Annotated in this window: 20 protein-coding genes; 5 read left to right on the plus strand and 15 right to left on the minus strand. The window is 70.5% G+C overall.

Annotation, left to right across the window (positions count from 1 at the left end):
* Positions 1 to 31 precede the first annotated feature (31 nt).
* The 4 genes from AC3CF1_RS07285 to AC3CF1_RS07300 all read left to right on the plus strand — a co-directional run bounded on the left by AC3CF1_RS07285 (position 32) and on the right by AC3CF1_RS07300 (position 3,057).
* Complete coding sequence (locus AC3CF1_RS07285) at positions 32 to 898, plus strand: S-methyl-5'-thioadenosine phosphorylase (protein ID WP_488449896.1); 867 nt, start codon at positions 32 to 34, stop codon at positions 896 to 898.
* Positions 899 to 907: 9 nt separating this feature from the next.
* Positions 908 to 1,771 carry an LLM class F420-dependent oxidoreductase gene (locus AC3CF1_RS07290; RefSeq protein WP_488449897.1) on the plus strand — a complete coding sequence of 288 codons (864 nt, stop codon included), beginning with the start codon at positions 908 to 910 and terminating at the stop codon, positions 1,769 to 1,771.
* A gap of 42 nt (positions 1,772 to 1,813) precedes the next feature.
* Complete coding sequence (locus tag AC3CF1_RS07295) at positions 1,814 to 2,248, plus strand: hypothetical protein (protein ID WP_488449898.1); 435 nt, start codon at positions 1,814 to 1,816, stop codon at positions 2,246 to 2,248.
* Between the two features lie 149 nt (positions 2,249 to 2,397).
* A complete protein-coding gene (locus AC3CF1_RS07300; protein WP_488449899.1) occupies positions 2,398 to 3,057 on the plus strand; it encodes an MSMEG_1061 family FMN-dependent PPOX-type flavoprotein in 660 nt (219 codons plus the stop codon).
* A gap of 67 nt (positions 3,058 to 3,124) precedes the next feature.
* On the opposite strand, the gene AC3CF1_RS07305 is transcribed toward AC3CF1_RS07300, so the two are convergent.
* The 11 genes from AC3CF1_RS07305 to AC3CF1_RS07355 form a co-directional block, all read right to left on the minus strand.
* The gene (locus AC3CF1_RS07305) at positions 3,125 to 3,706 is read right to left on the minus strand and encodes a dihydrofolate reductase family protein (RefSeq protein ID WP_488449900.1); all 582 of its coding nucleotides are present in this window, start codon (positions 3,704 to 3,706) and stop codon (positions 3,125 to 3,127) included.
* Positions 3,707 to 3,771: 65 nt separating this feature from the next.
* Positions 3,772 to 4,611, minus strand: coding sequence for a helix-turn-helix domain-containing protein (locus AC3CF1_RS07310; protein ID WP_488449901.1), 840 nt, complete (start codon positions 4,609 to 4,611; stop codon positions 3,772 to 3,774).
* 59 nt (positions 4,612 to 4,670) lie between these two features.
* Positions 4,671 to 5,366, minus strand: coding sequence for a VOC family protein (locus AC3CF1_RS07315; protein WP_488449902.1), 696 nt, complete (start codon positions 5,364 to 5,366; stop codon positions 4,671 to 4,673).
* A 114-nt stretch (positions 5,367 to 5,480) separates the two neighbouring features.
* The gene (locus AC3CF1_RS07320) at positions 5,481 to 6,998 is read right to left on the minus strand and encodes an RICIN domain-containing protein (protein ID WP_488449903.1); all 1,518 of its coding nucleotides are present in this window, start codon (positions 6,996 to 6,998) and stop codon (positions 5,481 to 5,483) included.
* A gap of 34 nt (positions 6,999 to 7,032) precedes the next feature.
* Complete coding sequence (locus tag AC3CF1_RS07325; protein WP_488449904.1) at positions 7,033 to 8,472, minus strand: glycoside hydrolase family 43 protein; 1,440 nt, start codon at positions 8,470 to 8,472, stop codon at positions 7,033 to 7,035.
* Between the two features lie 37 nt (positions 8,473 to 8,509).
* Complete coding sequence (locus AC3CF1_RS07330; RefSeq protein WP_488449905.1) at positions 8,510 to 9,886, minus strand: family 43 glycosylhydrolase; 1,377 nt, start codon at positions 9,884 to 9,886, stop codon at positions 8,510 to 8,512.
* 373 nt (positions 9,887 to 10,259) lie between these two features.
* Positions 10,260 to 12,392 carry a B12-binding domain-containing radical SAM protein gene (locus AC3CF1_RS07335; protein ID WP_488449906.1) on the minus strand — a complete coding sequence of 711 codons (2,133 nt, stop codon included), beginning with the start codon at positions 12,390 to 12,392 and terminating at the stop codon, positions 10,260 to 10,262.
* A 10-nt stretch (positions 12,393 to 12,402) separates the two neighbouring features.
* Complete coding sequence (locus tag AC3CF1_RS07340; protein ID WP_488449907.1) at positions 12,403 to 13,800, minus strand: TfuA-like protein; 1,398 nt, start codon at positions 13,798 to 13,800, stop codon at positions 12,403 to 12,405.
* Entirely contained in the window at positions 13,793 to 14,959 is a 1,167-nt protein-coding gene (locus tag AC3CF1_RS07345) for a YcaO-like family protein (protein ID WP_488449908.1), read from the minus strand. The genes AC3CF1_RS07340 and AC3CF1_RS07345 overlap by 8 nt, the downstream gene beginning before the upstream one ends.
* A gap of 27 nt (positions 14,960 to 14,986) precedes the next feature.
* Positions 14,987 to 15,361: a class IIb bacteriocin, lactobin A/cerein 7B family gene (locus AC3CF1_RS07350; protein ID WP_088948968.1), complete on the minus strand. Its 375-nt coding sequence runs from the start codon at positions 15,359 to 15,361 to the stop codon at positions 14,987 to 14,989.
* Positions 15,362 to 15,507: 146 nt separating this feature from the next.
* Positions 15,508 to 15,870, minus strand: coding sequence for a hypothetical protein (locus AC3CF1_RS07355; protein WP_088948969.1), 363 nt, complete (start codon positions 15,868 to 15,870; stop codon positions 15,508 to 15,510).
* A gap of 323 nt (positions 15,871 to 16,193) precedes the next feature.
* On the opposite strand from AC3CF1_RS07355, the gene AC3CF1_RS07360 reads away from it, so the two are divergent.
* Positions 16,194 to 16,973: a MerR family transcriptional regulator gene (locus AC3CF1_RS07360; protein WP_210924808.1), complete on the plus strand. Its 780-nt coding sequence runs from the start codon at positions 16,194 to 16,196 to the stop codon at positions 16,971 to 16,973.
* 8 nt (positions 16,974 to 16,981) lie between these two features.
* Here AC3CF1_RS07360 and AC3CF1_RS07365 read toward each other — a convergent pair whose 3' ends face one another.
* Genes AC3CF1_RS07365 through AC3CF1_RS07380 form a run of 4 tightly spaced genes read right to left on the minus strand, consistent with a single transcriptional unit; the run spans position 16,982 to position 24,488 of the window.
* Positions 16,982 to 20,014, minus strand: a complete 3,033-nt coding sequence (locus AC3CF1_RS07365) for an ATP-binding cassette domain-containing protein (RefSeq protein ID WP_488449909.1) — start codon at positions 20,012 to 20,014, stop codon at positions 16,982 to 16,984.
* A 24-nt stretch (positions 20,015 to 20,038) separates the two neighbouring features.
* Entirely contained in the window at positions 20,039 to 22,222 is a 2,184-nt protein-coding gene (locus tag AC3CF1_RS07370; RefSeq protein WP_354980943.1) for an NHLP family bacteriocin export ABC transporter peptidase/permease/ATPase subunit, read from the minus strand.
* Entirely contained in the window at positions 22,219 to 23,028 is an 810-nt protein-coding gene (locus tag AC3CF1_RS07375) for an HlyD family efflux transporter periplasmic adaptor subunit (protein WP_088948972.1), read from the minus strand. Before AC3CF1_RS07375 ends, AC3CF1_RS07370 begins: the two co-directional genes overlap by 4 nt.
* Positions 23,025 to 24,488: a SagB/ThcOx family dehydrogenase gene (locus AC3CF1_RS07380; RefSeq protein WP_488449910.1), complete on the minus strand. Its 1,464-nt coding sequence runs from the start codon at positions 24,486 to 24,488 to the stop codon at positions 23,025 to 23,027. The genes AC3CF1_RS07375 and AC3CF1_RS07380 overlap by 4 nt, the downstream gene beginning before the upstream one ends.
* Positions 24,489 to 24,549: the final 61 nt, after the last annotated feature.

Raw genomic sequence — 24,549 nt, forward strand, 5'->3', positions numbered from 1 at the left:
CCGCTCCGCTCCGCTCCGAGGAGGATTTCGCATGTCAGAAGGGCCAGTCCCCACTACCGACCGACCACCGATCGGCGTGATCGGCGGATCCGGTTTCTACGAGTTCCTCGACGACGTCACCGACCTCACCGTCGACACCCCGTACGGACCGCCAAGCGACGGCCTGTCCATCGGGAGACTCGCCGGACGTCCGGTGGCGTTCCTGCCCCGCCACGGGCGGCGTCACACCCTTGCGCCGCACCGCATCAACTACCGGGCCAACCTGTGGGCGCTGCGAGCGGTCGGTGTCCGTCAGGTGCTCGCAGCGGGCGCCGTGGGCGGCCTGCGACCGGATCTGGGCCCCGGGGCCCTCGTCGTACCGGACCAACTGGTCGACCGGACCAGCGGCCGCGAGCAGACCTACCACGACGGAACGCCCGGCGCCGACGGGCAGCTGCCTGGGGTGGTCCATGCTCCGTTCGCCGACCCCTACTGTCCGGTCGGACGCGCCACGGTCCTCGACGCCGCCCGCTCCGCCGACTGGCAGCCGGTCGACGGCGGCACCATGGTCGTCATCGAGGGGCCGCGGTTCTCCACCCGCGCCGAGTCACGCTGGTACGGCCGAGAGGGCTGGTCGGTCGTCGGCATGACCGGCCACCCCGAAGCGGTTCTGGCACGCGAACTGGCACTGTGTTACACCGCGCTGTCGCTGGTGACCGACCTCGACTCCGGCGTCGAGGTCGGTCACGGTGTGACCCAGCAGGAGGTGTTCGCGGTCTTCGCACGAAACGTCGATCGCCTGCGCGGGCTGCTCAGCGAGGCGGTGACGACGTTGCCGGAGGGTCAGGACGACTGCCCCTGCGACTGGAGCCCGGCGGGCACGGAGAACGGCACCACCGATGACGCTCGGCATGACTAGTGTTTCGGTATGGCACAACGACTCGTCAGCGTGTGGCAACCGTTCTTCCTCGTCAGCGAAAGTCGGGGTGCGGCCATCGATGCCGCGACGGAGCTGGAGGAGCTCGGCTATGAACGGCTCTGGTTCTCGGGCGGTTTCGGGGAGAACGTCGCCCCCCGCTTCCGGGAGATCCTGGACGGGACCACCCGCATCGGGGTCGCGTCGGGGATCGTGAGCATCTGGCACTCGTCGCCCCCCGAGGTGGCGGCATTCGCCCTGGACGCGGAGCGGGCCCATCCCGGCCGGTTCCTGCTCGGCCTCGGCGCCAGTCACGCTGTGCTGCTGGAAGGCAGTGGCACCGCCTACCGCAAGCCGTATTCGAAGATGGTGGATTACCTCGACGGTCTTGACGCTGCCGGGCTCCCTCCGGAGCGGCGGATCCTGGCCGCACTCGGCCCGCGGATGCTCGAGCTGTCCCGCGACCGTTCAGCCGGGGCGCACCCGTACTTCGTCCCTGCAGAACACACCGCCGAGGCCCGCGCGGCACTCGGGCCAGACCGGCTGCTCGCTCCCGAGGTCGCGGTGGTCCTCGACGCAGACCCCACCACCGCGCGCGCCACGGCCCGGCAGTACACGAGCGGATATCTCGCCCTGCCGAACTACACCAACAACCTGCGGCGGTTCGGCTGGACCGACGAGGACTTCGCCGGCGGCGGCAGCGACCGCCTCGTCGACACCCTGATCCCCTGGGGCACAGCCGAGCAGGTCGCGGCCGGGCTGGAAAAGCACTACCAGGCCGGCGCGGACGAGGTGGCGGTCCAGGTGCTCAACGGCGGTGACGCCACGGCGTTCCCCGCCGACGCGTTCCGCGATCTCGCCGCGATCCTGATCTGACCTTCCACAGAAGGCCCGCGTCCGGTGTGAGGTGATGGGGTGGTGACAGCAGAGGCAGCGGGAGCCTTCCGCCGGACGGCGCTCGAGCGAGCAGATCAGCAGGTCGCCTGGGCCCGGGCTGACCAGGCCTTCTTCGCTGCCGGAGCGTGTCACATCCTCACCTGGGCCTGTCGAGACGCGTACCCCGCCCGGTCGATCGACGTGGCGGCGGTGCGTCTGGCGGGCGACACGCAGATCTTCCACGCCTACGCGAGCTGGAATGGTTGGGCGTTCGACCATTCGGGGTGGAATCCGGAGCCGCAACTGTTGGCCGTCAACGCCGACTTCGAGGGCCATCCGCTGGAGCGCGTCGGGATCACTGTCGATCTCGCTGAATTCTGTGCGGAGCACCACCACCGGATGCCGGACCAGTTCTGGCGCGACCCTGTGCCCCGTGCTCGCCGGTATGTTGGCCGGTTCACCCCGCCCTGGGCGTAGCGCCAATCGGGCCCAGGCCGAACCACTCGGAGTGCTCGGAGAAGGTGAGTTCCTCCAGCGCCTGCCGCATGCGGCCATTCCAGGTAAGGACGGCCGGCCGCAGAGGCAAGATCACCACTTATTCGATAGGCACCCTAGGATCGGGCGGTATGACGTCAGCCCCTGCCGCCAAAGCCTTCGACTCGCTGCGCCTCGACGCCGTACCCGACCAGGAGGCGCTTCGCCGGGTCTACGAACTCCCCAGCGACGCGGCCGTGCGAAAGCAGATGACCGAACTCACCGAGCAGACCCGGCGGCTGATCGCCTGCTCGTCGCTGGTCCTGGTGGCCAGCGTGGACGCCGAGGGCAACTGCGACGTCACCCCGCGCGGCGGCCCCGCCGGGTTCGTCGCCGTCCTGGACGCACGGACGGTGGCGATACCGGACGCCACCGGCAACAAACGTCTGGACACCCTGCAGAACGTCATCGCCACCGGGCGGGCCGGGCTGATGTTCGTCATCCCCGGCCGCACCACGACGCTCAGGGTGAACGGCCGGGCCTGCGTCTCCACCCGCCCGGAGCTGCTGTCGCAGCTGACCGCCGTGGGCAAGCCACCGGCCAGCGCGCTGGTGCTGGGGATCGAGGAGGTCTACCCGCACTGTCCCAAGGCGCTGCTGCGCAGCGGGGCCTGGAAGCCGGAGCAGTGGCTGCCGGCGGACGCCCAGCCGACCTCGGCCGAGGTGACGCTGGCCCAACTGCGGATGCCGGAGCTGACCATCGCCGACATCGAAAGGACGGAGGCGGACTCGCTGAAGTACCGGTACGAGTGACGGGACAAGCGCCTCAGGCCGATTCTGTGTCACCGTTCGCAGACTTCTTCGCGTACCCGCTCATCGGTCAGCGGCGCACCCGGTAGCGCAGGTGGAGCACCCGGTTGCCCTGAATCACCGCGTCAGGTTCCTCCAACAGGTGCTGTGCGTCGACCGACCCGAAGTAGCGCTTGCCGGACCCGAACACGACGGGTACGACGTCCATGCGCACCTCGTCGACCAGGCCCGCGGCAAGCACCTGGCCACCGACGTCGCCGGCGGCGACCTCGACGATGCGGTCACCCGCGAGCTCCTGCGCCCTGGCCACGGCTGCCTCGACGCCGTCGACGAAGTGAAACGGCGCTGCGGGGTCCCAGCCCTCGGGCTGCGGCCGGTGCGTCACGACGACCACGTGGTCGATCCCGCTCGGAGGCTTCCCGTCCCAGCCGTCGGTCATGTCGAAGACGTGACGGCCCGCGATCGTCGCCCCGATCTGGTCCCAGTAGGACCGGGTGTAGTCGTAGGACGTCTGTGACACCTTCAACGCGCCGCTCTCGTCCAACGGCACGTCACCGCTGAGTAACCAGTCGAACAGCGGTCCGGGCTGGTCGTTGTCGTCGGCGATGTAGCCGTCCACCGACACCGAGCTGTACATGACCACTTTGCCCATGGGCGCTCCTCTGACTGGGGATGCCCTCAGGTTAGAGTCCCGTGAGCTGCCGTTCTTGTAAGAAATCAATCGGCCGGTAGCGGCCAGCCGTCCAGCACGTGGCCGGGATGTTCGCTCAGGAACCGTCGCCGGACTTCGACGTACCGTGTCGGTGTGAGCCCGGTGAACGCGCGGAACTCGTGGCCGAAATGGGCCTGGTCGAAGTAGCCCGCGCTACTGGCGAGGTCGGCCCAGTCGATCGGTTCGGTGGGGTTGATCGAGAGCACGGTGGCGGTGAAGCGGTAGGTGCGGGCCAGCCGCTTCGGCGTGACGCCGATGAGTTCCTTGAACCGCTGTGCCAGGTGAGTGCTGCTGACACCGGCTGAAACCCTCAGGTCGTCGATCGCCACCGCCCCGTTGATCGCCGCGATCACGCTGCTCGTGTGGCGGACCAGCCCCAGGCCGGCCGCATCGCCCAGCCGTCGCATCAGCTCCTGCTCCAACAGCGTCAGCATCTCGTGAGGTCCGTCCGCCGTGTTCAGCCGGTCTCGCAGCTCAGCAATGGCGGGCCGGCCCCACACCTGCTCCACCGTCACCGGCCGGTCACACAGCTCGGCCGCTGGCATCGGCAAAAACGGTGCCGGTCCCCACGGCTTGAAGTGCACGCCGACGGACCGGGTCACCGACGGATAGCTGAACTCGAAGGCGCGGGTGGGCATGGTGACCACGCAGCCGTCGGCGTACTCGGCCGTCTCGATGTCGGTGCCGGCACGGATACGGAACGGCGCCCCGAGGTTGACGATGAGGAACGCCGCCGGACTTGCCGGCAGCGTCAGCCGGGCGTACGGCGGCGCACCCTCCAGGTAGTAGAGGTCGTCGATCAGCCCGTCCAGCGGCGATCGCGGCACTCTGGACACATACTCCACGCCCACAGCATCGCCGACGCGGCGCCGGCCGCGACCTTCGACTGGCCGGTCAGCCCGGTCTACGAGTCGTCTCGGCCCTGCCAGGTCGTCACACAAGCCTCGTTACCCTCGATATCGGCGAGAACCCAGAAGGCGAGAGCATCGGACGCGGACACAAGTCGGCCACCGGCCGTCAGCGCGGCTTCGATCCGCCGTGGTGCCTCGTCGTGCGGGACACAGATGTCGAAGTGGATGCGATTCCGGTCCGGGCGTGGCTGATCCATCTGCTGAAACCAGATCGTCGGACTCTGCCCGACCGGGTCGACGATCGGATCCTTGGGACCGTCGGCTCCCGGCTCGTCCGTGTAACCCAGCACGGCCTTCCAGAACGGCCGGACCGCTGCGATGTCGAGCGCGTCGACAGCGATCTCCACGAGCTGAACCGACCGCGGCGCTCCCGTACCAATCTCAGGCTCCGTCCGTAGCCCGACGGTCCGCATGGCGGCGGAAATCCGATGCGCAAGGTCGATATCGCAAGCGGTGAGCGCCGCCTGATCCATCGACTGCAGGGTCAAGACGACCCGGTCTGGCCGGATGTCAGCGCGTAGGTGCCCATCGGCGTCGCTGCCGCACGCCGCCACCACGCGCGCCGCCACGTCGGCTGCCTGGACCATTGAGCCGACGGGGACCGACGTGCGCAACGCGCCCAGCAGATACCGCCATCCCTGGTCGCTGATCGCGTCCGAGGCCGCCCGCCGACTCAGTGTCTGTTCCATTCAGGCATCCTCACATCTGCCCGTCGTGACTTCCGCCCGCTGGCAGACGCGGCCCTGGTCGGCGAGGATCCGCACCATCGCCACGGTCCGCATCACCTCACGCCGAGTCGAACCTCAGACGGCCGTTCGCGACCACTGCTGGTTGGTGCCGGTGTTGCACGAATACTGCTTCAGGACCACGCCGTCAGCGGTCGACAACGCCGGTACGTCCACGCATTTGCCGCTGTGGCGGGCGCGGAGCTGGAAGTAGCCACCGTTGGTCACCATCTGGAACTGCTGGTTGGTGCCGGTGCCGCAGGTGTACTGGACGAGTTCCGCACCGTCGGCGGTGGAAGCGCTCACCACGTCGAGGCACTTTCCGCTGTGCCGGCTGACGATGCGCCAGTAGCCGCTGCCAGCGTCCTGGAACTGCCACTGCTGCCACGCATTGCCGCCGTAGGTGTACTGACCGACGCGCGCACCGTTGTCGGTGTTCGGTGACTGGACGTCCATGGCCTTGCCGCTGTGCCGCGCGGTGATCCGGTAGAACGTGCCCGTCGCCGGCGGAGGCGTCGTGGGGCCGCCCCCGATGGTGTCGCCCCACGCGTACCGGATCTGGTCAGCGCCGGAGGTGTTGCGGACCGTCAGGTTGAGGTCGGTGCCGCTGCCGCTGAGGGAGAACATCGAGTACCAGTCGTAACCGATGCTGCCCGGTTTGCCGCCGAGGGCGGGCCAGTAGGTGCCGCCCATCTGGTTGTCGCGCATGACCTGGGCCATGGCGCGGATGTGTCGCACGAAGTTGTCCGTGCTGCTGGCGTCGGCGTAGTTGCGGCCGTCGTTCATGGGCGCGCCGAACTCGGTCGCGACCGCCCGTGAGGCGCAGTTGCCGAGACGGGTCTGCATGTGGCTTCGGAAGGCGTCGTAGGTCATTGCGCCGTAGAAGAAGGCGTAGTGGTGGAAGGACAGCAGCGTCGCGTTGAAGCGGCTGTCGTTGCAGATGTCCCGCAGGTCCTGGCTGAAGCCGGTGCCGCCGATGAGCACCCGACCAGGCACGGCCGAGTAGTGGTAGCTGAGCCAGTTGGCCGCAACCGTGCGCCACTCCGCCGAACTGTAACCGTGCGGCTCGTTCATCGGCTCGAAGTAGACGTTGGTGTTCGAGCCGTACGTGTTGGTCACCGTCGACCACATCGCGTTCCAGGCCGCGAGGTTGGTGATCCTGCCGCCGGAGGCGGCGCCGTCCTCCCAGTAGGCCAGGATGACCTTGAATCCGCGGGCGGTGGCGGCGTCGATGGCGCCTCGGTAGGCGTCCCACCACGCCGTCCCCACCGTGTGGGTGTTGATGGGCAGCCGGACGGTGTTGACCCCCATGGTGGAGGCCATGTCGTCGTAGAGGGCATTGGCCTTGGCCCGCACTGTCGCGTTGCTGTCGGACGAGCTCAGGCCCTGCACGACGAGCGGACCGGTGCTGAAGTTGTCACCCAGCACGGCCCAGTTCATGCCGCGGAACTGGTTGGTGGCGGCAGTGGCCGGCGACGACGTGACAACGACGACGCCGACCATCGCTGTCATCGCGGCCGCCAGGGCGATCAGTATCCGGCGCATCGACCGGACGCCCCGCGATACGTGCTCCAGGGGCAAGCTGGTGTGTGTCATGACCTGTCCAATCGGTGTGGCCCGCAGTCGGGGTTCAGCTCGTCACGCGGAAGGTGGCGTCGGCGCGACTCTGCGCGTCGGAGACCGGGTCGAGCCGGAGCAGGTAGGCGTAGTGCCGGATGTAGCGGTCCGGGTGGCTGTAGGACTGGAACGACGTCCACGAGGAGTTGGCGAGGCCGGCGACCTGCCGGAAGGTGGAGTCGGCGGCGAAGGTGGCGGTGCCGTCGTTGGCTTCCAGCCGGAAGTCGAACCCGTAGTGGCGCAGGTAGTGGCCCGGGAAGTTGACCGACTGGATGGAGACAGTGCCGGAGCCGACCAGGCCGGGCACCACCCGCCACTGGCCGTCCTGCGCGGGGCTGACGTTCGGGTCGATGCGGACGTCGTAGTCGGCGTGGCGCACATACCGGTCCTGGAAGTTGTACGACTGGACCCGACTGATCGCGGTGGCGGGCCAGCGGGCGAGCACGCGGCTCTGTTCAGCGGCGGTCAGGTTGAGGATCGAACCGTGCCGCTTCTTGGTGCCACCCATGGCGTACGAGCCGGACGCCGGCAGCCGGTAGGCGCCCGGGCTCGACGGGTTGGTGGTCAGGACGGGCAGGTAGCCGCGTCCGGTGGCGTACTGGTCAAGGTAGAGAACCCACTCGTTGCGGGAGTTGACCTTCATCCACATCGGGCCCTCGACCTGTGCGCCGGTCAGCCCGATGCCGGACAGGTTCCCGAGGGCCGTCCAGGTGCCGAGCAGGGAGTTGCTGCCCTCGATGGTGATCTGGTCGTCCCGGGAGGCCCGGACGTAGCGGTAGGCGCCGACGCCGGTCGGCACCTCGACGATCTGGGTGTCGATGATCTCCTGGCTGCCCGGCCGGCTGAGGTAGACCTGCGGCGTGGTGATGCTGCGGAAGTCCGCCGTGCGCGAGTAGTAGATGCGGTGCTTGGCCGCCCCGTTGAGCGGTACGTTCGTCGCCCAGTAGAGGACGTAGTCGCCGGTGGCCGGGTTCCAGATCGCCTCCGGAGCCCAGGCGTTGCGTCCGTCCGGGATCGGGCCGGCGACGTTCAGCAGCCACGGCGCCGACCAGTTGACCAGGTCGGTGGACTCCCACACGACCAGGTTGCGGCTGCCGTTGTTGATCGCGGTCGACCAGTCCTGCCCGCAGCCGATGCACAGGTCCGTGGCGATGATCCAGTAGCGGTCACCGGCGGGCGAGCGGACCAGGGCGGGGTCGCGGACACCACGGGTGCCGACTGTGGAACGCAGTACGAGCCCGCCGTTGTTGAGGTCGGTCCAGCGTAGGCCGTCGGTGCTGTGGGCGAGGTAGATCTGCTGGTTGGTCGACGACTCGCCGGTGAAGTGCGCCATCAGGTAGCCGACGGTCGGATCCAGCGCGGCTGCCTCCTTCGGCGTCGCCGCCGACCAGGTGGTGAACAGCAGGCACGCGGTGACCGCCACCGCGCAGAGCCGGGCAGGGACTCTCGACATGGGTCTCTACTCCTTCGCGGAGGGGCATAAGAGCCAGCTAGAGGATCGGGACGACGGGGCGGATGGTGCCGTCGGCGTTGAACTCCATCCGGTCGATGGTGGTCTCCCGGTTGGTGCCGTTGCCGGCCGGCACGGCGAACCTGTGGTAGGCGATGGACCAGGTGTCGCTGCCGAACGCCCGGACAACGGAGTGATGGCCGGTGCCCCTGATGCCCACCTCGGCCCGCTTCTGCAGCACCACGCCACGCCCTGTCCACGGCCCGAGGGGCGATGGGCCGGTGGCGTACGCGACCCGGTAGTCCTCACTGCGCGTGTCGTTCTCCGACCACATGAAGTAGTACAGCCCGTTGCGCTTGAACACGAACGGCGCCTCGTTGTAGCCGGACGGCGTGATCACCCGCGCCTGCGCCGCGTCGAACGAGACCATGTCGCTGTTCAGCCGCACCGCCCGTGCGACGCCCTGCCCCCAGTACAGGTAGGACCGGCCGTCGTCGTCGGTGAAGACCATCGGGTCGATCGCCTGCCCGCCGGAGAACGCGTCGCTCCGGATGAGCGGCCGGCCCAGCGCGTCGCGGAACGGCCCGGTGGGGCTGTCGGCCACGGCCACGCCCAGTTGCTTCGCGGTGTTACCGCTGGCCGCGCCGCCGCTGAAGTACAGGTAGTAGCGGCCGTTGGCGCTCGCCACCGCCGGCGCCCAGGCCGAGTTGTCCGCCCAGGACACGTCCGGGCCGTGATCGAGGATCACCCCGTGGTCGGTCCAGTTGACCAGGTCGGTGGAGGAGAACGCCTTGTAGTAGGTGCCAGCCCAGCTCGCGTAGCCGTCGGTGGTCGGGTAAAGGTAGTAGCGGCCGTTGAATGCGGCGATGTGCGGGTCGGCAAAGAGGCCTGGGATCACCGGTCCCCTGGTCGTCCTGGGTGACCAGGGTGCGACGAGGCGGAAGGAGCTGTCCGCCCGGAACGCTGCCGTGTCCTGGTAGGTGTCGAGCCAGAGCGCGAAGTCACGGTGCCGGATACGCCGGTTCGGATAGTTGTACGAGGTGAGCGCCACCGATCCGGCGACTGAGCCGTCCGCCGCGCAGAATGTGGCGTCGGCCCGGAACGTCCCGTCGCCGCTGTTGGGGTCGACCCGGAGCCGATAGTCGCGGTGTCGCAGGAACATGCCCGCCCTGGTCTGGAACGAGTAGCAGGCCGGAGATGCGAGGCCGTTGACCACGGTGAAGGTGGCATCCAGCTTGGCCTGCTCGGGGCTGCTGGAGGTCACCGGGTCGAGCTGACCGAGATGGTCCACGTGCCGCACGTACCGTCCGGCCTGGTTGACGGCCTCCAGCGATCGGGCGCCGGTCGGCAGGCTGGCTGCCTGTGCCGGCCCGTCGGCGACCAGAACGAAGGCGGCGGCGGCCACGGCGGAAACCACGAGGAGTGAACGTAGCCGTGTGGGCGTACCGGCGGCCGAGGCCGCTGCTGCTCGCCGTGGGACCACTGTCACGATCCCCTCCGAGAGACGATATGTGTTAGCGCTAACAGCTACGACGTGGGTCGAGGCTCAGGATTTCGCGGTTCTCGGGTAGCCAGTGACCTTGCGGAACGGGCGAATCTGGCACTTCAGGGTGCGCCAGCGCCATGTGTCCACTTCGTTAACGTCGCGTTGCAGACAAGTGTTAGCGATCGCATCTGGGGTGTCAAGGCATCGAGCGTCTTCGTTCGACCGAGGTCCCACACCACAGTCAGCGGCGAAGCCCTCGGCGACTGCCGGCAGAGACGGTGACCTTCCGGACGTCGCTGACCAACTACCCAGAGCCCGCCGGCTCGGCCGGTAGCCGGTGCCGACGGATCAGCCGCTGCCCGATGAAGGTCCGCCAGACCCGGTCCGCGACGGTCGGTTCGACGATCCAGAGCCGACGCTGCGCCTCGGCGAGGGTGAGCGGCGCGCTGAAGAGATCCAGGAACAGCCGGCTGCTGCGGTTGAGCGCGAACACCTGACCGTCGACCCGGCGGAACAGGTGCCGGTCCGCCGGCAGGTCGCCCGGGACGCCCTCCTGCTCGTCGGACCGGATTCGCCGGTACGCCTCCCAGACCTGCTCGTCGTCACGGTCCACGAAGGAGCCGTTGGCGAGGAACTCGGTCTGGTCGTCGGCGTCGTGCCGAACCCGGTCGTGGGCGAGGACGCCACGCACCGCGGTGCCGTACCGATCGTGGTAGAAGAACGTGTGGGGGGTGTCGGTGCTGCCCAGCCACGGACGGTGGTAGTGCCCGGGGTTCAGACCGGCCTTGGCCTGGGCGACCTCGGCCTGCGCCGCCTCGGTCACCGGCTCGTCGTACTTGAGCATCCGGACGATGTCCGAACCCTCCACCGGCCGCACGTTGGTGATGCCGAACCGGTCCGGCTCCTTCGCGACGATGGCGCCCGGGGTCAGCATGAAGTCGCCGAGCCCGCCGAGGGTCCACAGGTCCGGGTTGTCACGCAGGAAGTTGACGCTGTCCAGCGCCTCTTCGCGGGTCTCGGTGGGAAAACCGGTGAAGCCCATCATCTGCACGCCGATGTTGGCCTTGGTCATCGCCGTCATGGTGCGTCGTGCCTGTTCCGGCTTCGTGCCCTTGTCGATCAGGTCGAGGATGCGCTGGTTACCGGACTCGAAGCCGACCGAGATGGCCACGCAGCCGCTGCGCCTCAGCAGCTCGCAGCGCTCGTCCGACCAGTACTTCTCCAGCCGGATCTCGGCACCCCAACGGAAGTCCAGCCCTCGCTCGACGACTCGCTCGGCGAAGCGCAGGATGGTCGCGGGAGCGAGCACGTCGACGGAGAAGTAGATGAACTTGGCGAACTTCGACAGCTCGGTGACGTCCGCGACCATCGTGTCCACCGTGTCCTGCCGCCACGGGCTGGTGGGACCGTCGGTGTTCAGGCCGTAATCGCAGAACGTGCACTTGTTCCAGTAGCAGCCTCGGGTCGGCGAGTAGTAGACGAACCGCTCCGGGCTGAGGTAGAGGTCCCAGGGCAGGCCGGAGAAGTCCGGCACCGGCACCTGCGCCAGGCGCTCGTAGCGCAGGGGCAGTTGACGTTGGCGGCCATACCTGGGGTGCAGTCGGACGTTGGGGTGCCCGGCCGGCAGCGTGCCGGTCTGCACCGCGTCCAGGATCTCCGTGTACGCGCTCTCCCCCTCCCCGACCACGATGGCGTCGAAGTCGGCCAGCACCTGGAAGACGTACTCGGGTTTGCTGGCGCACTTCCAGACGTCGGAGATCTCCGTGCCGCCCGCTATGAGGAAGACGTCCGGGCATGCCTTGCGGACGAGTCGGGCGATCCAGAGCGCGAACGGCAGCTGCCACTGGTAGGTGGCGCTGATGCCGATCACCTGGTGCCCGCCGGCGGCCAGCCGTGGGATCAACACGTCCTCGTAATAGGGCAGGAAGGGCCGGTTCAGCCGCGCGAGCAGCGCCTCGTCGGTCAGGGCGGCCACCGAGCCGATCGAGATCATCGGCGGCGGGTGCAGCCGAAAGCCGGCGTGGAACTGCCCGGGGAACCCGACCGTGCCGAGCGCGTCCATCCAGGAGATCACGCCCTCGACGGCATCCTGGTAGTGCCGGTAGTCGTAGAACAGGGTGGGGTCCTGGAGCACCCCGATCGACCGGCGCAGCCGCTCCGGATCAGGGTCGGGCAGGCCGAGCTGGTTCGCCCGGGCCATCAGCGCGTCCGGGCCGCTGAGGTCGGCGATCGAGAGTCGGGACAGCTCCCGCTGCAGCCACTCGTACGCCGACGGGGTGTACGAGTGGTGGAACGCCTCGATGTTCGCGTCGATGATCTCGGCCGGCCGGTGCCCCTGTGCCCGGGCGTACGAATCGAGGTAGTTCAGGGAGTGGTATCCCGAGGTGGGATCGGTCAGCGGGGGGTAGATCAGTGCCGCCTTCACGGTGCCGCTCATCGACTCCTCCTCAGCCGGCCCGGGCCGGTGAACCGGCCAGGGTGTCCTCGTGCGCGCGCGTGGCCACCGCAGGCAGGTGCGGGGTACCGAACGCCTTGACGTACGCGACCAGCGGTTCGGCGGCGTACCGGAACGACGCCAGGTCGACGAACCCCCGGTCCCACGCCGCCGCCTCCAGCCCGTCGACGGCACAGCCCCACAGCCTCGCGAAGCACGCGTCGACGACCTCGGTGCGGAAGTGCAGCCGACCACCCGGGCGGCGTTGCCCCGTCGTACGCGGAACGAGCGTCTCGTTCAGCGACGCGGCGGTCGCCGCGACCTGCCGCGCCGCGGTGAGCAACGCGGGGGTACGCAGGGGCGCCGCGACCATCCACAGCGAGAGGCTGCGGTGTGGCGTGGTGCCGAACGCCCGCACCAGCACCCGCAGCACCGCCTCGCGCTCGTCGAGTCCCCGTTCCCGGTCGGTCAGCCAGTCCCACCCGGTCGGTGGCGCCGTCGTCAGCCCTCGCCAGCGGGCGACCTCGCGGGCGCGCTCCTCGACCATCGGGTCGGCGATGTCGACCTCGGCCAGCCCGGCCAGCACCCCCCGCCGGTGCCAGGCCGCCGACTCGGGGTGCAGCAGCATCAGCACCGCGGCGGCCTCCCGGTCGCTGACCCAGTGCCCGCCGACCGACTCTCCGGCGAACCGCGACCGCCAGCTGTCGAGGAATCGGGTGTGCAGGTTGTCGATCGGCTGATCCTCGGCGTGCGCCGGACACAGCTCGGGATCGTTGTCCGCCGCCATCGACAGCAGCATCCGTGCGTCGGCGCCCTTGGCGTCGCAGGGGTCCTGCCGGTGCCACGTCAGGAACCGGTCCACCACCCCGGCCGCCTCGGGTGGCGCGCTGCGCTCCAGCGCCCGGTAGGACCGCCGCCGGAAGGGCAGCTCCCGGCCGATGTCCAGCAGCAGCACCGCCTCGGCGTCGCTGAGCACGCCGGCCGCGACGGCACGCCGCAGCGCGACCCGGATGTTCACCAGCGGCACGCTCAAGGCGCGGTGGCCTTCCTCGGCGGGCCCGTGCACGACCGCCACCTCGTCGTCGCCCGTGACGATCCCGTCGCGGTAGAGCTGGAACACCTCGCCCACACCACGCATCCCGAACGGCCACAGCTCGGCGGCGCGCAGCGCGCCCATGCTGGCGGCGCCGGCGACGGCCACGCCACGGTCGAGCAGGTCGAGGATCTCCCGGTGGCGGACCGGCGGGTGTTGCAGGAAGAACCCGTCGATGACGAGGACCCGGTCGCCGGGTGCGACGTCCAGGCGGAACAGGTCGCCGTGCGCGACGGGCGGCAGCACCACCGCGTCGGGCAGCAGCCGGACGACCTCGTCGGCCGGCAGGCTCGGACCGATGAAGACGACGTCAGTCACGGGGCACTCCCGGTCGGGTACTCAGGGCCCGCTCGTCGAACATCCGCAGGCCGGGGGCGAACACCTTGCTCACCGGGATGCCGATGTCGTCGTGCGTCAGGTCGACGCTGAACGGCTCGACGCCGGTGACGTGCTGCACCCGCGACGCCAGCTCGCGCAGCACCTGGGTCACGTTCCCCACCGGTGGGGAATCCCGGCGGACCGGCCGGACGGGCCGATCGACGGTGGGCGGTGGCACCGGCGGCGCGCCGACGTCGTGGTACGCGGTGGCGTCGATGTCGTCCCGGGCTCCGGAGACCATGACCAGCCGCGACTGCGCCGCCTCCGACATGGCCCGGCCGACGGCGATCTCAGGGTCCACGTGGCAGCCGAAGCCGCCGAAGGTGACCGGGAGGTCCTCCGACCAGATCGAGGCGGCGTAGCAGGGCACGCCGACCGCGTTGGTGATGTCGCAGACCTCCACCCAGCAACCGGCTCGCAGCAGCGCCTCGTGCACCGTGCGGGTCATCGCGTTGGTGGCGGTGCCCGGGTCGGCGTAGGTGCGCTCGGCCAACGGTGAGGTGCAGTACGGGGCGATGCAGTCGCGCTCGACGACCTCCAGCAGGGCGTGCAGGCTGGCCTCGGCGAAGGTGTTCCCGGTGGCCAGCCCGTTGCTGCTGGGGGTGAACAGGGCGCGGTCCCAGCCGCGCCGGACGGTGAAGTCGAGCTCGATGGTGGCGCGGGGCACCAGGCAACGCGTACCGGTCACCAGCCCACGGCCGGCCACCCAGTCGAGCTCGACGGCGGGGGTCAGGGGTGATCGTTCCGCCAGGTGCAGCCACCGGACGTCGTACGGCAGGTCGAGCGCCTCCGCCGGGGACCGGACGACGGTCCCCGGCCGGAGGTTCTCGGCATGCCAGGACTCGATGCTCTCCATGACCGCGCTGACCCGGGCCTGCGTCGCGGTGGCGCCGGTGCCGACGCTCACCGCCATGGTGGCTCCGACCGGCCGGTAGGCGACGTGCACCGGCAGCCCGATCTCGTCGAGCCGGGTGATGTCGGCGACCCGGGTGATCCGGAACCGGTCGAGCATGCCACCGACCCGCTCCCAGGTCTGCTCCACGGTGGCCGTCCGGTAGGTGCCGGATCGGAACGCGATGGTCTCGGTCGTGTCAGTCATCGAGGCTCCCGGCGTGGGGTGGGGAACTCAGAGGATGAGGACGGCGATGATGTTGACGTTGTTGTCGGCGATCGGGGCCACGCCACCGGCGACCGTCTCCAGCTCGGCCTCGGTCAGCTCGTTGAGATCGACCAGCGGCACCTCGGGCACGTGCAGCACGTGCAGGCCGGGCGTGCCGGCCCAGTCGGCGACGACCTGGTCCTTGGTGTAGAGCGTGGCGGGCTGGGCGCGGTCGACCTCGACCCGGGCGCCGGGGGCGACCGGCAGGCCGGCAGCCGTCGCGTAACCGGTCGGGTCGGCGAGCAGGCGCTGCAGTTCCTCGTCACTGCGCCACACCGCGGTGACCAGTTCCGAGTACTTGGTCACGAACCTCGCGCCATATTCCTGTTCGTCGTTGCTCATCGTTCGGTCCTTTCCTCGGGGGTCACTGCAAGACGGGGTGATCGCTGTGGCGAGAACGCTACGAAGATCGAGGTTCGACATTCAATGATTTCGTCTGAGTGCCATCAGAATCTGCCGCGCCGACCGGTGGGCGGCAGACTTCGGTGTCAGGTGCAGCAGCAGGGGCAGCAGCAGGCGCAGCTGGGATCCAGGCCGGCGACGACGCTGTCCAGCTCGTCCTCGGCCAGCTCCGCCTGAGCCACCGGCAACAGCGACGGCACGAAGAGCACGAAGGTGCCGGTGGTCCCCGCCTGCTGCCAGGACTCGACCTGCACCTCAAGGTCCGGATCGGTGTCGGCGACGTCCCGCACCACCCGGACCTGCACATCCTCCGACAGGTGAAGCCCGTAGCCGGCGAGGAACCCGCGTGGGTCCCGGTCGAGCGCCTGCTCCTTGACCGGGTCGGCCCAGACGTCGGCGACCAGCCGGCTGTACGCGGCCACGAAGACCGCTCGATCGACAGGTGTCACACCCTGCTCCCTTCGATGGTCGACCGCCGGTGGCGGCGACGGGCAGCGCGGGAGGTTCCGGGCCGCCGGTTTCGCTTCATCGTGGGTCACCGGTGGATCTGGCCCGTCCAGGGAGCGGGAATTTCATCGAATGTGGCCGCGAAAAGGTCGCGCTGCGGCGAAAGCCGGGTAATTGGGAATCAGCGACTTGCGGCGGATGGCGATCCTAATGATTGTCACCACTGTGGACAAGTAGTAATTCCTCGCCTGTCACCCGCCCGGTGCGCACACCTACGCTGCGATCGGCGGACCGCACAGCGCGACAGCGGTTCGACGGGGTTGCCGTGTTCCGTCACCGAGTGCTGCCGGAGGCCACCGTGACCATCGACGAGGCGACGACGACGCCCGGCGGCCCGGGCGGGTACAGCGTGGAGGAACTCGCCCGCAAGGTGGGCATGTCGCCCCGCAACATCCGTGCCCACCAGGCCCGGCGACTGCTTCCCCCGCCGGTGCGGCGTGGTCGGGCGGCGCTCTACGACGACTCCCACGTCCGCCGGCTGGATGCGATCCTCGCCCTGCAACGACAGGGCTTCAACCTGGTGTCCATCGAGGCGATGCTCGGGGTCCGGGCCAGTGACGAGGCGCCCGACGGGTTGACCGCGATGCTGCAACGTCTGACCGCCGACCGTCCCGCGCTGGCCCACGCGCTGACCCGGCACGGCGTGATCGGCCGGACCACCGACGGCACCGTCCGCACCGTCCGGCCACGCCCGCTGCGCGCCGCGCTGGACCTGCATCGCGTACGGGTGGGCACGGTGCCGGCACTGCAGACTCTCAGCGAGGTGCTGGACAGCCTCCGTCCGGTGGCCGACGAGCTGGTCGCCGCCGTCACCGCCCGGCTGCTGGCCCTCGCTCCGGAGCTGGTACGCGGCGGCGCCCGGTCGTCCTGGGCCGATCTCGACCGGGAGACCCTGCTGCTGACCCAGGGTGTGGTCAACGTGCTCACCGAGGCGTTCCGGCTCGCCGTGGAGAACCAGTCGGAGGCGCACGTCGCCGAGCTGTTGGAGAACCACCTCGACGCGGACGTGTGCCTGGAGGACAGCACGGACATCGACAACGGCTGACCGGTCCGTCAGCTCGTTGCGGGCTGCCCGTCCGCCTGCGGGCTCTCCGCCACGGTGTCGGACCGTTCCGGTTCGGTGAGCAGTTGCCGCCGCGCCAACCGGTGGAACAGCCCGTCAGGGAGGTCCATCAACTCGTCGAAGCTGCCCCGCTGGACGATCCGCCCCGCTTCGAGGACCACGATGGTGTCCGCCGCCCGGACCGTGGACAACCGGTGGGCGATGACCACCCGGGTCGCGGCCAGGGCGGCGGTGCTCCGACTGACCACCTCCTGGGTCCGGTTGTCCAGGGCGCTCGTCGCCTCGTCGAGGAAGATGATCCGGGGCAGCGGGGCCAGCGCGCGGGCGATCAGCACCCTCTGCCGCTGCCCGACGGAGAGCGTCCCGCCGCCGAACGGCACCATCGTGCTCATGCCCATCGGCAGGGCCTCCAGGTCGTCGGCGAGGCCGGCCATCCGCGCCGCCTCCCACACCTGGTCGAGCGGGAAGCTGCCGGCGCCGCAGATGTTGTCCCGTACCGAGCCGGCGAAGAGCTGACCATCCTGCAGGACCACGCCGCACTGCCGGCGGACCGCGTGCACGTCGAGTTCGGAGAGATCCTGGCCGTCGTAGAGAACCGCACCCTGCTGTTGGCGCTCGAAGCCGAGCAGCAACCGCAGCAGCGTGGACTTCCCGCAGCCACTCGGCCCGACGATGGCGACGAACTCACCCGGGCGGACGTGCAGGTCGATGTCGACGAGCACCGGCGGCTCGTCCGGCTGGTAGGCGAAGGTGAGCCGGTGCAGCGCGATCTCGCCCCGCAACTCCCCCGGGTCCACCCGGTCCGGGCGCGCCTCCGGGTCGGCGCGCAGGATCTCCCGCAGGCTGCCCAAACGTGGCACTGCTGCGATCACCTCGACCCCGGCCGACACCAGCACCAGCAGCGCGCCGAGCAGCATCGCGAAACCGACGTTGAGAATGAAGAAGTCAGCCGGCGCGACCCGGCCGGCGAGCGGCCCCATCAGCACGGCGAAAAGGACCAACTGACCGGCGACCGGCAGCACGGTGCCGAAGGCGACCAGGCCCGCCTGACTCTGCCGGACCCGTTGCAGCGCCGCCCGGGCCGTCGCGGCGACCTCCGACGAACGTGCGTGGGCACGGGTTTCGGCGGCCGCCAATTTGATTTTGACGATGCCGCCGAGGAGTTGGTTGGTCATCGCCGCCGCCCGGTGCTCGGCCGGCAACGCGGACCGTTGCTGACGGACGATCAGCACGGCGAACGCGCCGAACGTCAGCATCGTGACGGCGACGATCCCCGCTGCCCACAGCCCGAGCACGGGCTCGACCACCAGGAGCATGCCGAGGGTCACCGCGACGATCGCGGCCGCCGAGACGAGCTGCGGCAGCAGCGCGCTCAGCGCCTCACCGACGAACGAGATCCCCAACATCGAGTTGGCGATCTCACCGCTGCTGCGACCAGCGAAGAACCGGGCCGGTAGCCGCATGAGCCGGTCCCAGATCGCCAGCTGCGCGCCGGACTGCATCCGGCCGTCCAACCGCAGCAGACGCAGGTTCTGCACCACCCCCACCAGCCCCGCGACCACTGCGGCACTCAGCATCAGCGCGAGGAAGCCGCCGAGGCCGTTCACCTCGCCCTGCCGGGCCAGCTGGCCGAGCACCTCACCGGTGGCCAGCGGCACGCCCAGGCCCAGCAGTGCCACGCAGGTGGCGGCGAACAGCAGGCCCCGCACGTCCCGGGACGCACCGACCAGCCCGGCGCGCAGCAGGTGGCGCATCCGAGCGGTCGGCGGCAGCGGCGCCTGCACCTCGGTCGCCTCGGCGGCGAACGTAGCGGCCACCGCCGCGTCGATCGGCCCGTACACCCGGGTGTCCGGGTCGACGTGGTGGTAGCGGCCCCGGCGAAACAGCAGCGGCACCGCGACGGCGCGCTCCGGGTCGGCGCCGGCCCGCCACCCCACCAGTGGCCCCAGGTCCCGCCGCCACCACCGGTCCGGCAGCCGCACCTCACGCAGGAACAGGCTGGACGCGCGGGTCACCGCGTGCACCGCCGCCCGGTCGTCCAGTGGCGCGCGACTGCGGTCGGCCGGCTCGTTGATCGGGCTGCCCATCCCCTCGGTGACCACCCGGACCACCGAGGCCGCCCGCCCGTACCTGTCGAAGCCGGCCTCGTCGTCCGGAACCGGAGCCGCACCGCCCGCGCCGATCACCCCGATCGACCGGCGGGCCGCCGCGGCGAGCACCGCCGCGTCGGTCTCCCGGCGCCGCTGCACGGCGCTCAGCAACGCCGCGTCGGCCTCCTCGATCCGGGTCTCCACCATCCGCAGCAGCCGGGCCACGTGCTGGTCGACGGCCGATCGCAGTTGACCATTGACCAGCAGGTCCCAGCTGCCGTGGCTCTCCACAGCGCACGGCGACTCGGCCACCACCCAGTCCCGCTCGGCGACCAGCAGCAGCTCCCGCTCCCCGGACATCTCCGCCGGGCCACCGTCGTTGCGTCGCAGTTGTCCACCGGCGCTGCGCAGCCACCACGCGCCGCCGGTCGAGGTGAGGGCACTCCCCTCCGCCAGCGAGATGATCTCGCGCCCACAGAGCGTGGACGCCTCCCGGGGGGCCTGCCCGCGGCGCAGCGCGTCGGCGATGGTGACCAGCACCAGGTCCACCGCCGCGACCAGCTCCGTCGCGGCGGTCCGCGCGCGCAGCGACGCCCCCTCGTCCGCCACGCGGCCGAGCCGGACGTGTCGCTCCAGCAGGGACAGGTGACGCCGGGACAGCCCCCGCAGTTCCGTGCCGGGCAGCGGCACCAGGATCAACTGCCACGCGCCGATCGCGGTGGACGTCGGCACCAGGCCACCCGCAGGCAGCCGGGCCACATGGTGACGACGCGAAGGGCTCATCCCGGCCCGGCGCACCGCGAACAGGTCGGCCTCACCCCCGGTCACCAGCCAGCCGGCCGCCGGGCCGTCGAGGCGACAGACCTGGCGTACGCCGTCCGAGCAGAAGCCGATCAGGCCGCCGGCCGGGGGATCCTCCACCTCGCCACTCATCAGCGTCTCCTCGGATCGTCGTGGTCAGTGGTCCCGGACCAGGCGTGCGTACGCCCCGTCCTGGGCGACGAGCTGCTCGTGGGTGCCGCGCTCCACCTCCCGACCGCCGTCCAGCACGACGATCAGGTCGCAGTCGCGGACCGTGGACAGGCGGTGGGCCACGATCAGGCAGGTTGCCCCCCGCCGGCGCAGGTGCCTGTCGATCCGGCGTTCGGTCTCGGCGTCCAGCGCGCTGGTGGCTTCGTCCAGCACCAGCACCCGGGGGTTGCGCACGAGCGCTCGGGCGATCTCCAGCCGCTGCCGTTGCCCACCGGAGAAGTTGCGGGCGTTCTCCCGCACCGGACTGCCGAGGCCACCCGGACGGGCCGCGACCTCGTCGTAGAGGCACGCGTCGGTCAGCGCGGTGACGACGTCCTCGTCGGCGACAGTGAGGTCCCACATGGTGACGTTGTCCCGGACCGTCCCCTCGAACAGCCGTTGGTCCTGGTCCACCATGGCGACCGTCGCCGCCCAGAGCCCGTCGTCGGTCGCGGCTCGCTCCAGGCCGTCCACCGTGACCCGTCCGGCCCAGGGACGGTAGAGCCCGGCGACCAGCCGGCCGACAGTCGACTTGCCACTGCCCGACCTTCCGACGAGCGCCACCCGGGCACCCGGCGGCAGGTCCAGGCTGAAGTTCTCCAGCAGTGGACGGCCCAACGGGTTGTAGCCGAAGGTGACCTCCTCGATGCGCAGGTGCCCCTCCATGGGCGTCATCGGGCGGGCGGGTCGGTCCTGGGCCGACGGCAGTGGGTACCGCTCCACGTCACGCAACCGATTCAGGTCGGCGCTCATGTCCTGCAACCGCGAGCCCAGCGCGGTCAGATTGCCCAACGGGCGGTTCATCGCGGCGGCCAGGCTCTGCATACCGACCAGCACGCCCACGCTCATCGCCTCAGCCACGACCTGCCGGCTGCCCAACCCCAGCAGCACCGCTGTGGTCCCCGAGGCGAGGAGCGCCGGCAGGACGGAGAGCACCGCTGTGGGCACCCCGAGCCGCTGCTGACGGGTGGCGACGGTGGCGTGGCGCGCCGCGAACCGGGCCACGGCGCGTTCCTCCTCACCGCCGGCCTTCACCGTCTCGATCATCTGGACCGTGGTGTACACCGTGGTCACCAACTTGCTGCGGTCCGCCTGAAGACCGGCGACAGCGGTGGAACGGGTCGAGGCGACATAGCGGAGCACGCTGACGTTCAGCCCGGCGAGGACCACCGCGCACAGCCCGAGCAGCAGGTCGTAATGGCAGAGCAGAGCCCCGTACGCCAGCACCAGGCCGGTGTCCACCACAGTGGTGGCCGTCCGGCGGGTGAGCACCTCGGCGACCACCTCGTTGCCGCGGACCCGCTGGCTGAGATCAGCGGCCTGCCGCTGGTCGAAGAAGGCCGGCGGCAGCCGCAGCAGATGTCGGAAGAACCGGGCGGCGCTGGCGAGGGCGAGCGCCGTCTCCGCGCGTACGGTCAGGCGTTGCTGAAGCAGGCTGGCCAGGAAGGTCAGCACGGTGGCCACCGCCACCGCCGCCACCAGGCCGGCGAACGCCGCCCGGTCCTCCTGCAACAGCACCCGGTCGACGAAGACCTTGGCCATCACCGGGATGGTCAGACCGACCACGGCGATCAGCAGGCCGAGCAGCAGCATCTGCGCGATCGCCGAGCCCGGGCCGCGCCACCGCTCGGCCAGCGCCCGCACCAGCCGGTAGCGGGTGCCGCCGGGCCGGAACTCCGGGCCGGGCTCCATGGTGAGCACGATGCCGGTGAAGGCACCGTCGAACTCCTCCCAGCTCACCGCACGGGGACCGGTGGCCGGATCGTTGATGAAGACCTTACGGCCGAGCCCTTCCAGCACCACGAAGTGCTCGAACCGCCAGAACAGCACCGCCGGCAGCGCCACGGTGGCCAGGCCGGCCAGGTCCATCTGGAAGCCCTTGGCCACCATGCCGTACCGGCGGGCGCCCTTGAGCACGGTGGCCGCGGTGGAGCCGTCCCGGCTGACGCCGCACACCCGGCGCAACTCCTCCAGGGGCACGTGCCGACCGTGGTGTGCGAGCAGGATCCCCAGCGCGGCGGCACCGCACTCCACCGCCTCCATCTGGATCAGCGTGGGCGTACGGACCCGTCGACGCCGGATCCTGGGCAGCTCCGGCGTGCCGCTGACGGCGGTCGTCGGCGCGCTCATCGCCGCAGCAACCAGTCGATCGGGTGTTCCCGGTCCACGGTGAACCAGGCGGTGACCTCGCTGGCCGAGTTGAGCTGGAACGGCGGCGGGGACCTGGTCCAGCGCAGGCCACCCGGGGCGGCCGGGTCGGGTTCCAGGGCGACCGTCACCCGCACCACGCTGCCGCGGGCGAGCAGCCGCCGGACGTCCGGCCCGGTGCCCAGGAAGGCGCGCAGCGAGGCCTCGGTCTCCGGGAAGGCACCGACAGTGGTCACCTGGCCGGCCAGGGTGCCGAACACGTTGCGTGGCGCGGCCGCGGCGGCCACCTCGACGGACACGCCGGGTTGCAGCAGCGGGGCGGCGACGGCGGGGGCGTAGACGACTGCCTGCAACGCGTCCCCGGCGGTGTCGAGCCGTTCCAGGTCGGCCAGGTGCGTGCCCGGTGTGACGATCTCGCCCTCCGAGACCAGCCAGGCGACGACGTACGCGTCACCCGGCGCGGTCTCCACCCGCACCTTCCCGTCCGCCGTGCGCAGGCTGTAGAGGGGTGTGCCCTTCGGCACCCGCTGGTGCGGCGACGCCCACACCTTGGTGACCTGGCCGCTGTCGAGCGCGTCCAGGGCCGAGATCCCGTTCGAGTGGATCAGCACCCCGGCCGCCTCGACGGTCCGGGGCACCACAGTGCGTACCGACCAGACACCCGCGGCGACCACGACGATGACCAGCGCGGTGGTGGCCAGCCAGTTCGGCACCGTGGTCAGTCGGACCGCCCGGTCCAGTTGCTCGGGTGCCTCCAACTGGCGCAGAGCCTGCCGCCGGAACTTCATGGCCGGCCCTCCGTCGCGGCCGGGCCGGTGGCGCGGCGGGAGCCGAGCAGGAAGTCGGCCACGCTCGGCTCGACCAGCGGGTCGATCCCGGACAACTCGGCGAAGGCCTGGGAGTCTCCGGCCCCGAGGGCGCACGGTGCCAGCCCCATGGCGGTGGCGACGAGATACATCTGCTGGGTCAGCACACCCGCGTCCTTGAGAATCATGGCGTAGCTCATCCCTTCGTACTTCCACATGAGCCGCTGGACCCGGGCGGTGACCACCAGCACCGTCTGCGGCGGCCGAGGCAGGGCGCCGGACGCCCGGGCGTACGCCAGCAGCCGGTCCGCTGCCGGTCCCCAGGCGGCGACCGGCTCCAGCCGGTGCCCGACGGCGTCGTAGTGGTAGAGCCCGCGGTCGAGCCCGGCGCAGCGCGCTACCAGTGGATAGATCTCGAGCTCGTAGACTCCGCCGCCGCCCGGGTAGGGCCGGTGGCCGATCTCCTGCCCGCCGGCCTCACCGACGGCGCTGGTGTGCTGCGACCGGTGCAGGAATTCCGCCAGCCGCTCCAGGGGCAGTGGCGCCGTGTCGTCGTGTTCGCGCACGCTGCGCCGGTCCGTGACGACCTGACTGAACGCGGGATCCGCCTTGGCGATCGTCGCCAGGTCCGGCAGCGGCAGGTCGACCGCCCGGCCCCCGTCGTACGGGCGGCGCAGCGGTTGCGGGGCGAAGCTCCCCCGCAACCGGTAGGTGCCGCCCACCGGCAGCGCGTGTCGGCCAGCCCGGGATCGGTGATGCAGCCGCAACTCCTCCGGCGACCAGTAGGCAAGCGGCGCGTCGTCGCACTCCGCCTCGAACTCGGCGTCGGTGACCAGGATCCGGGCGGTGGCCAACTCGTCGAGCACCCGTCCGGCGACGTCCGGCGGCACGCCGAGCGTGCGGGCCACCGCCTCGGGTCCGACGCCCGGGGCGGCGGCGGCCAGGACCGCGCCGAGGGCGGCGTCGGCACAGCCGACGACGAGGGTGCTCAGCGGTGAAGCGGCCACCAGCACGCCCCGTTCGTGCTGGAGGGCGGCGAAGCGGGAGAGCCGGTAGCGGACCCCGGGGGTGTGCAGGCGACTCTCCGGCAGACTGCCCCGACCCAGGCCGGTGGGCACCAGGTCGAGCAGCGGCCGATCGTCGACCTGGACGCGGCGCTCCAGCCAGGAGTGGGCGAGCAGCCGGCGCAGCAGCAACTGCGCGGGCAACACGCGGTTCCCCCCCTCCAGGCCGCTGATCAGTCGGCCGACCTCGACGTCGTTGACCCAGTCGGCGGCGAGCCGCAGCAGCAGGGCCCGCCGGCCCATGCCCGGTTGCTCCAGGGTGAGCTGGAAGCGGGTCTGCCTCAGGGTCAGCGAGCCGTCCTCACCGAGCCGCAGCTCCGCGTCACGGCGCAGCCGGTACGACTCCTGAATCGGCGGACCGCCCACGGAGCCGCTCACGTCGACCGCCGACCGACCGGGTCCACCACGGTGGCCATCCCCACATCCTTCCCACGCTCCC

It is taken from the genome of Micromonospora sp. MGP-C2, from assembly GCF_057766525.1.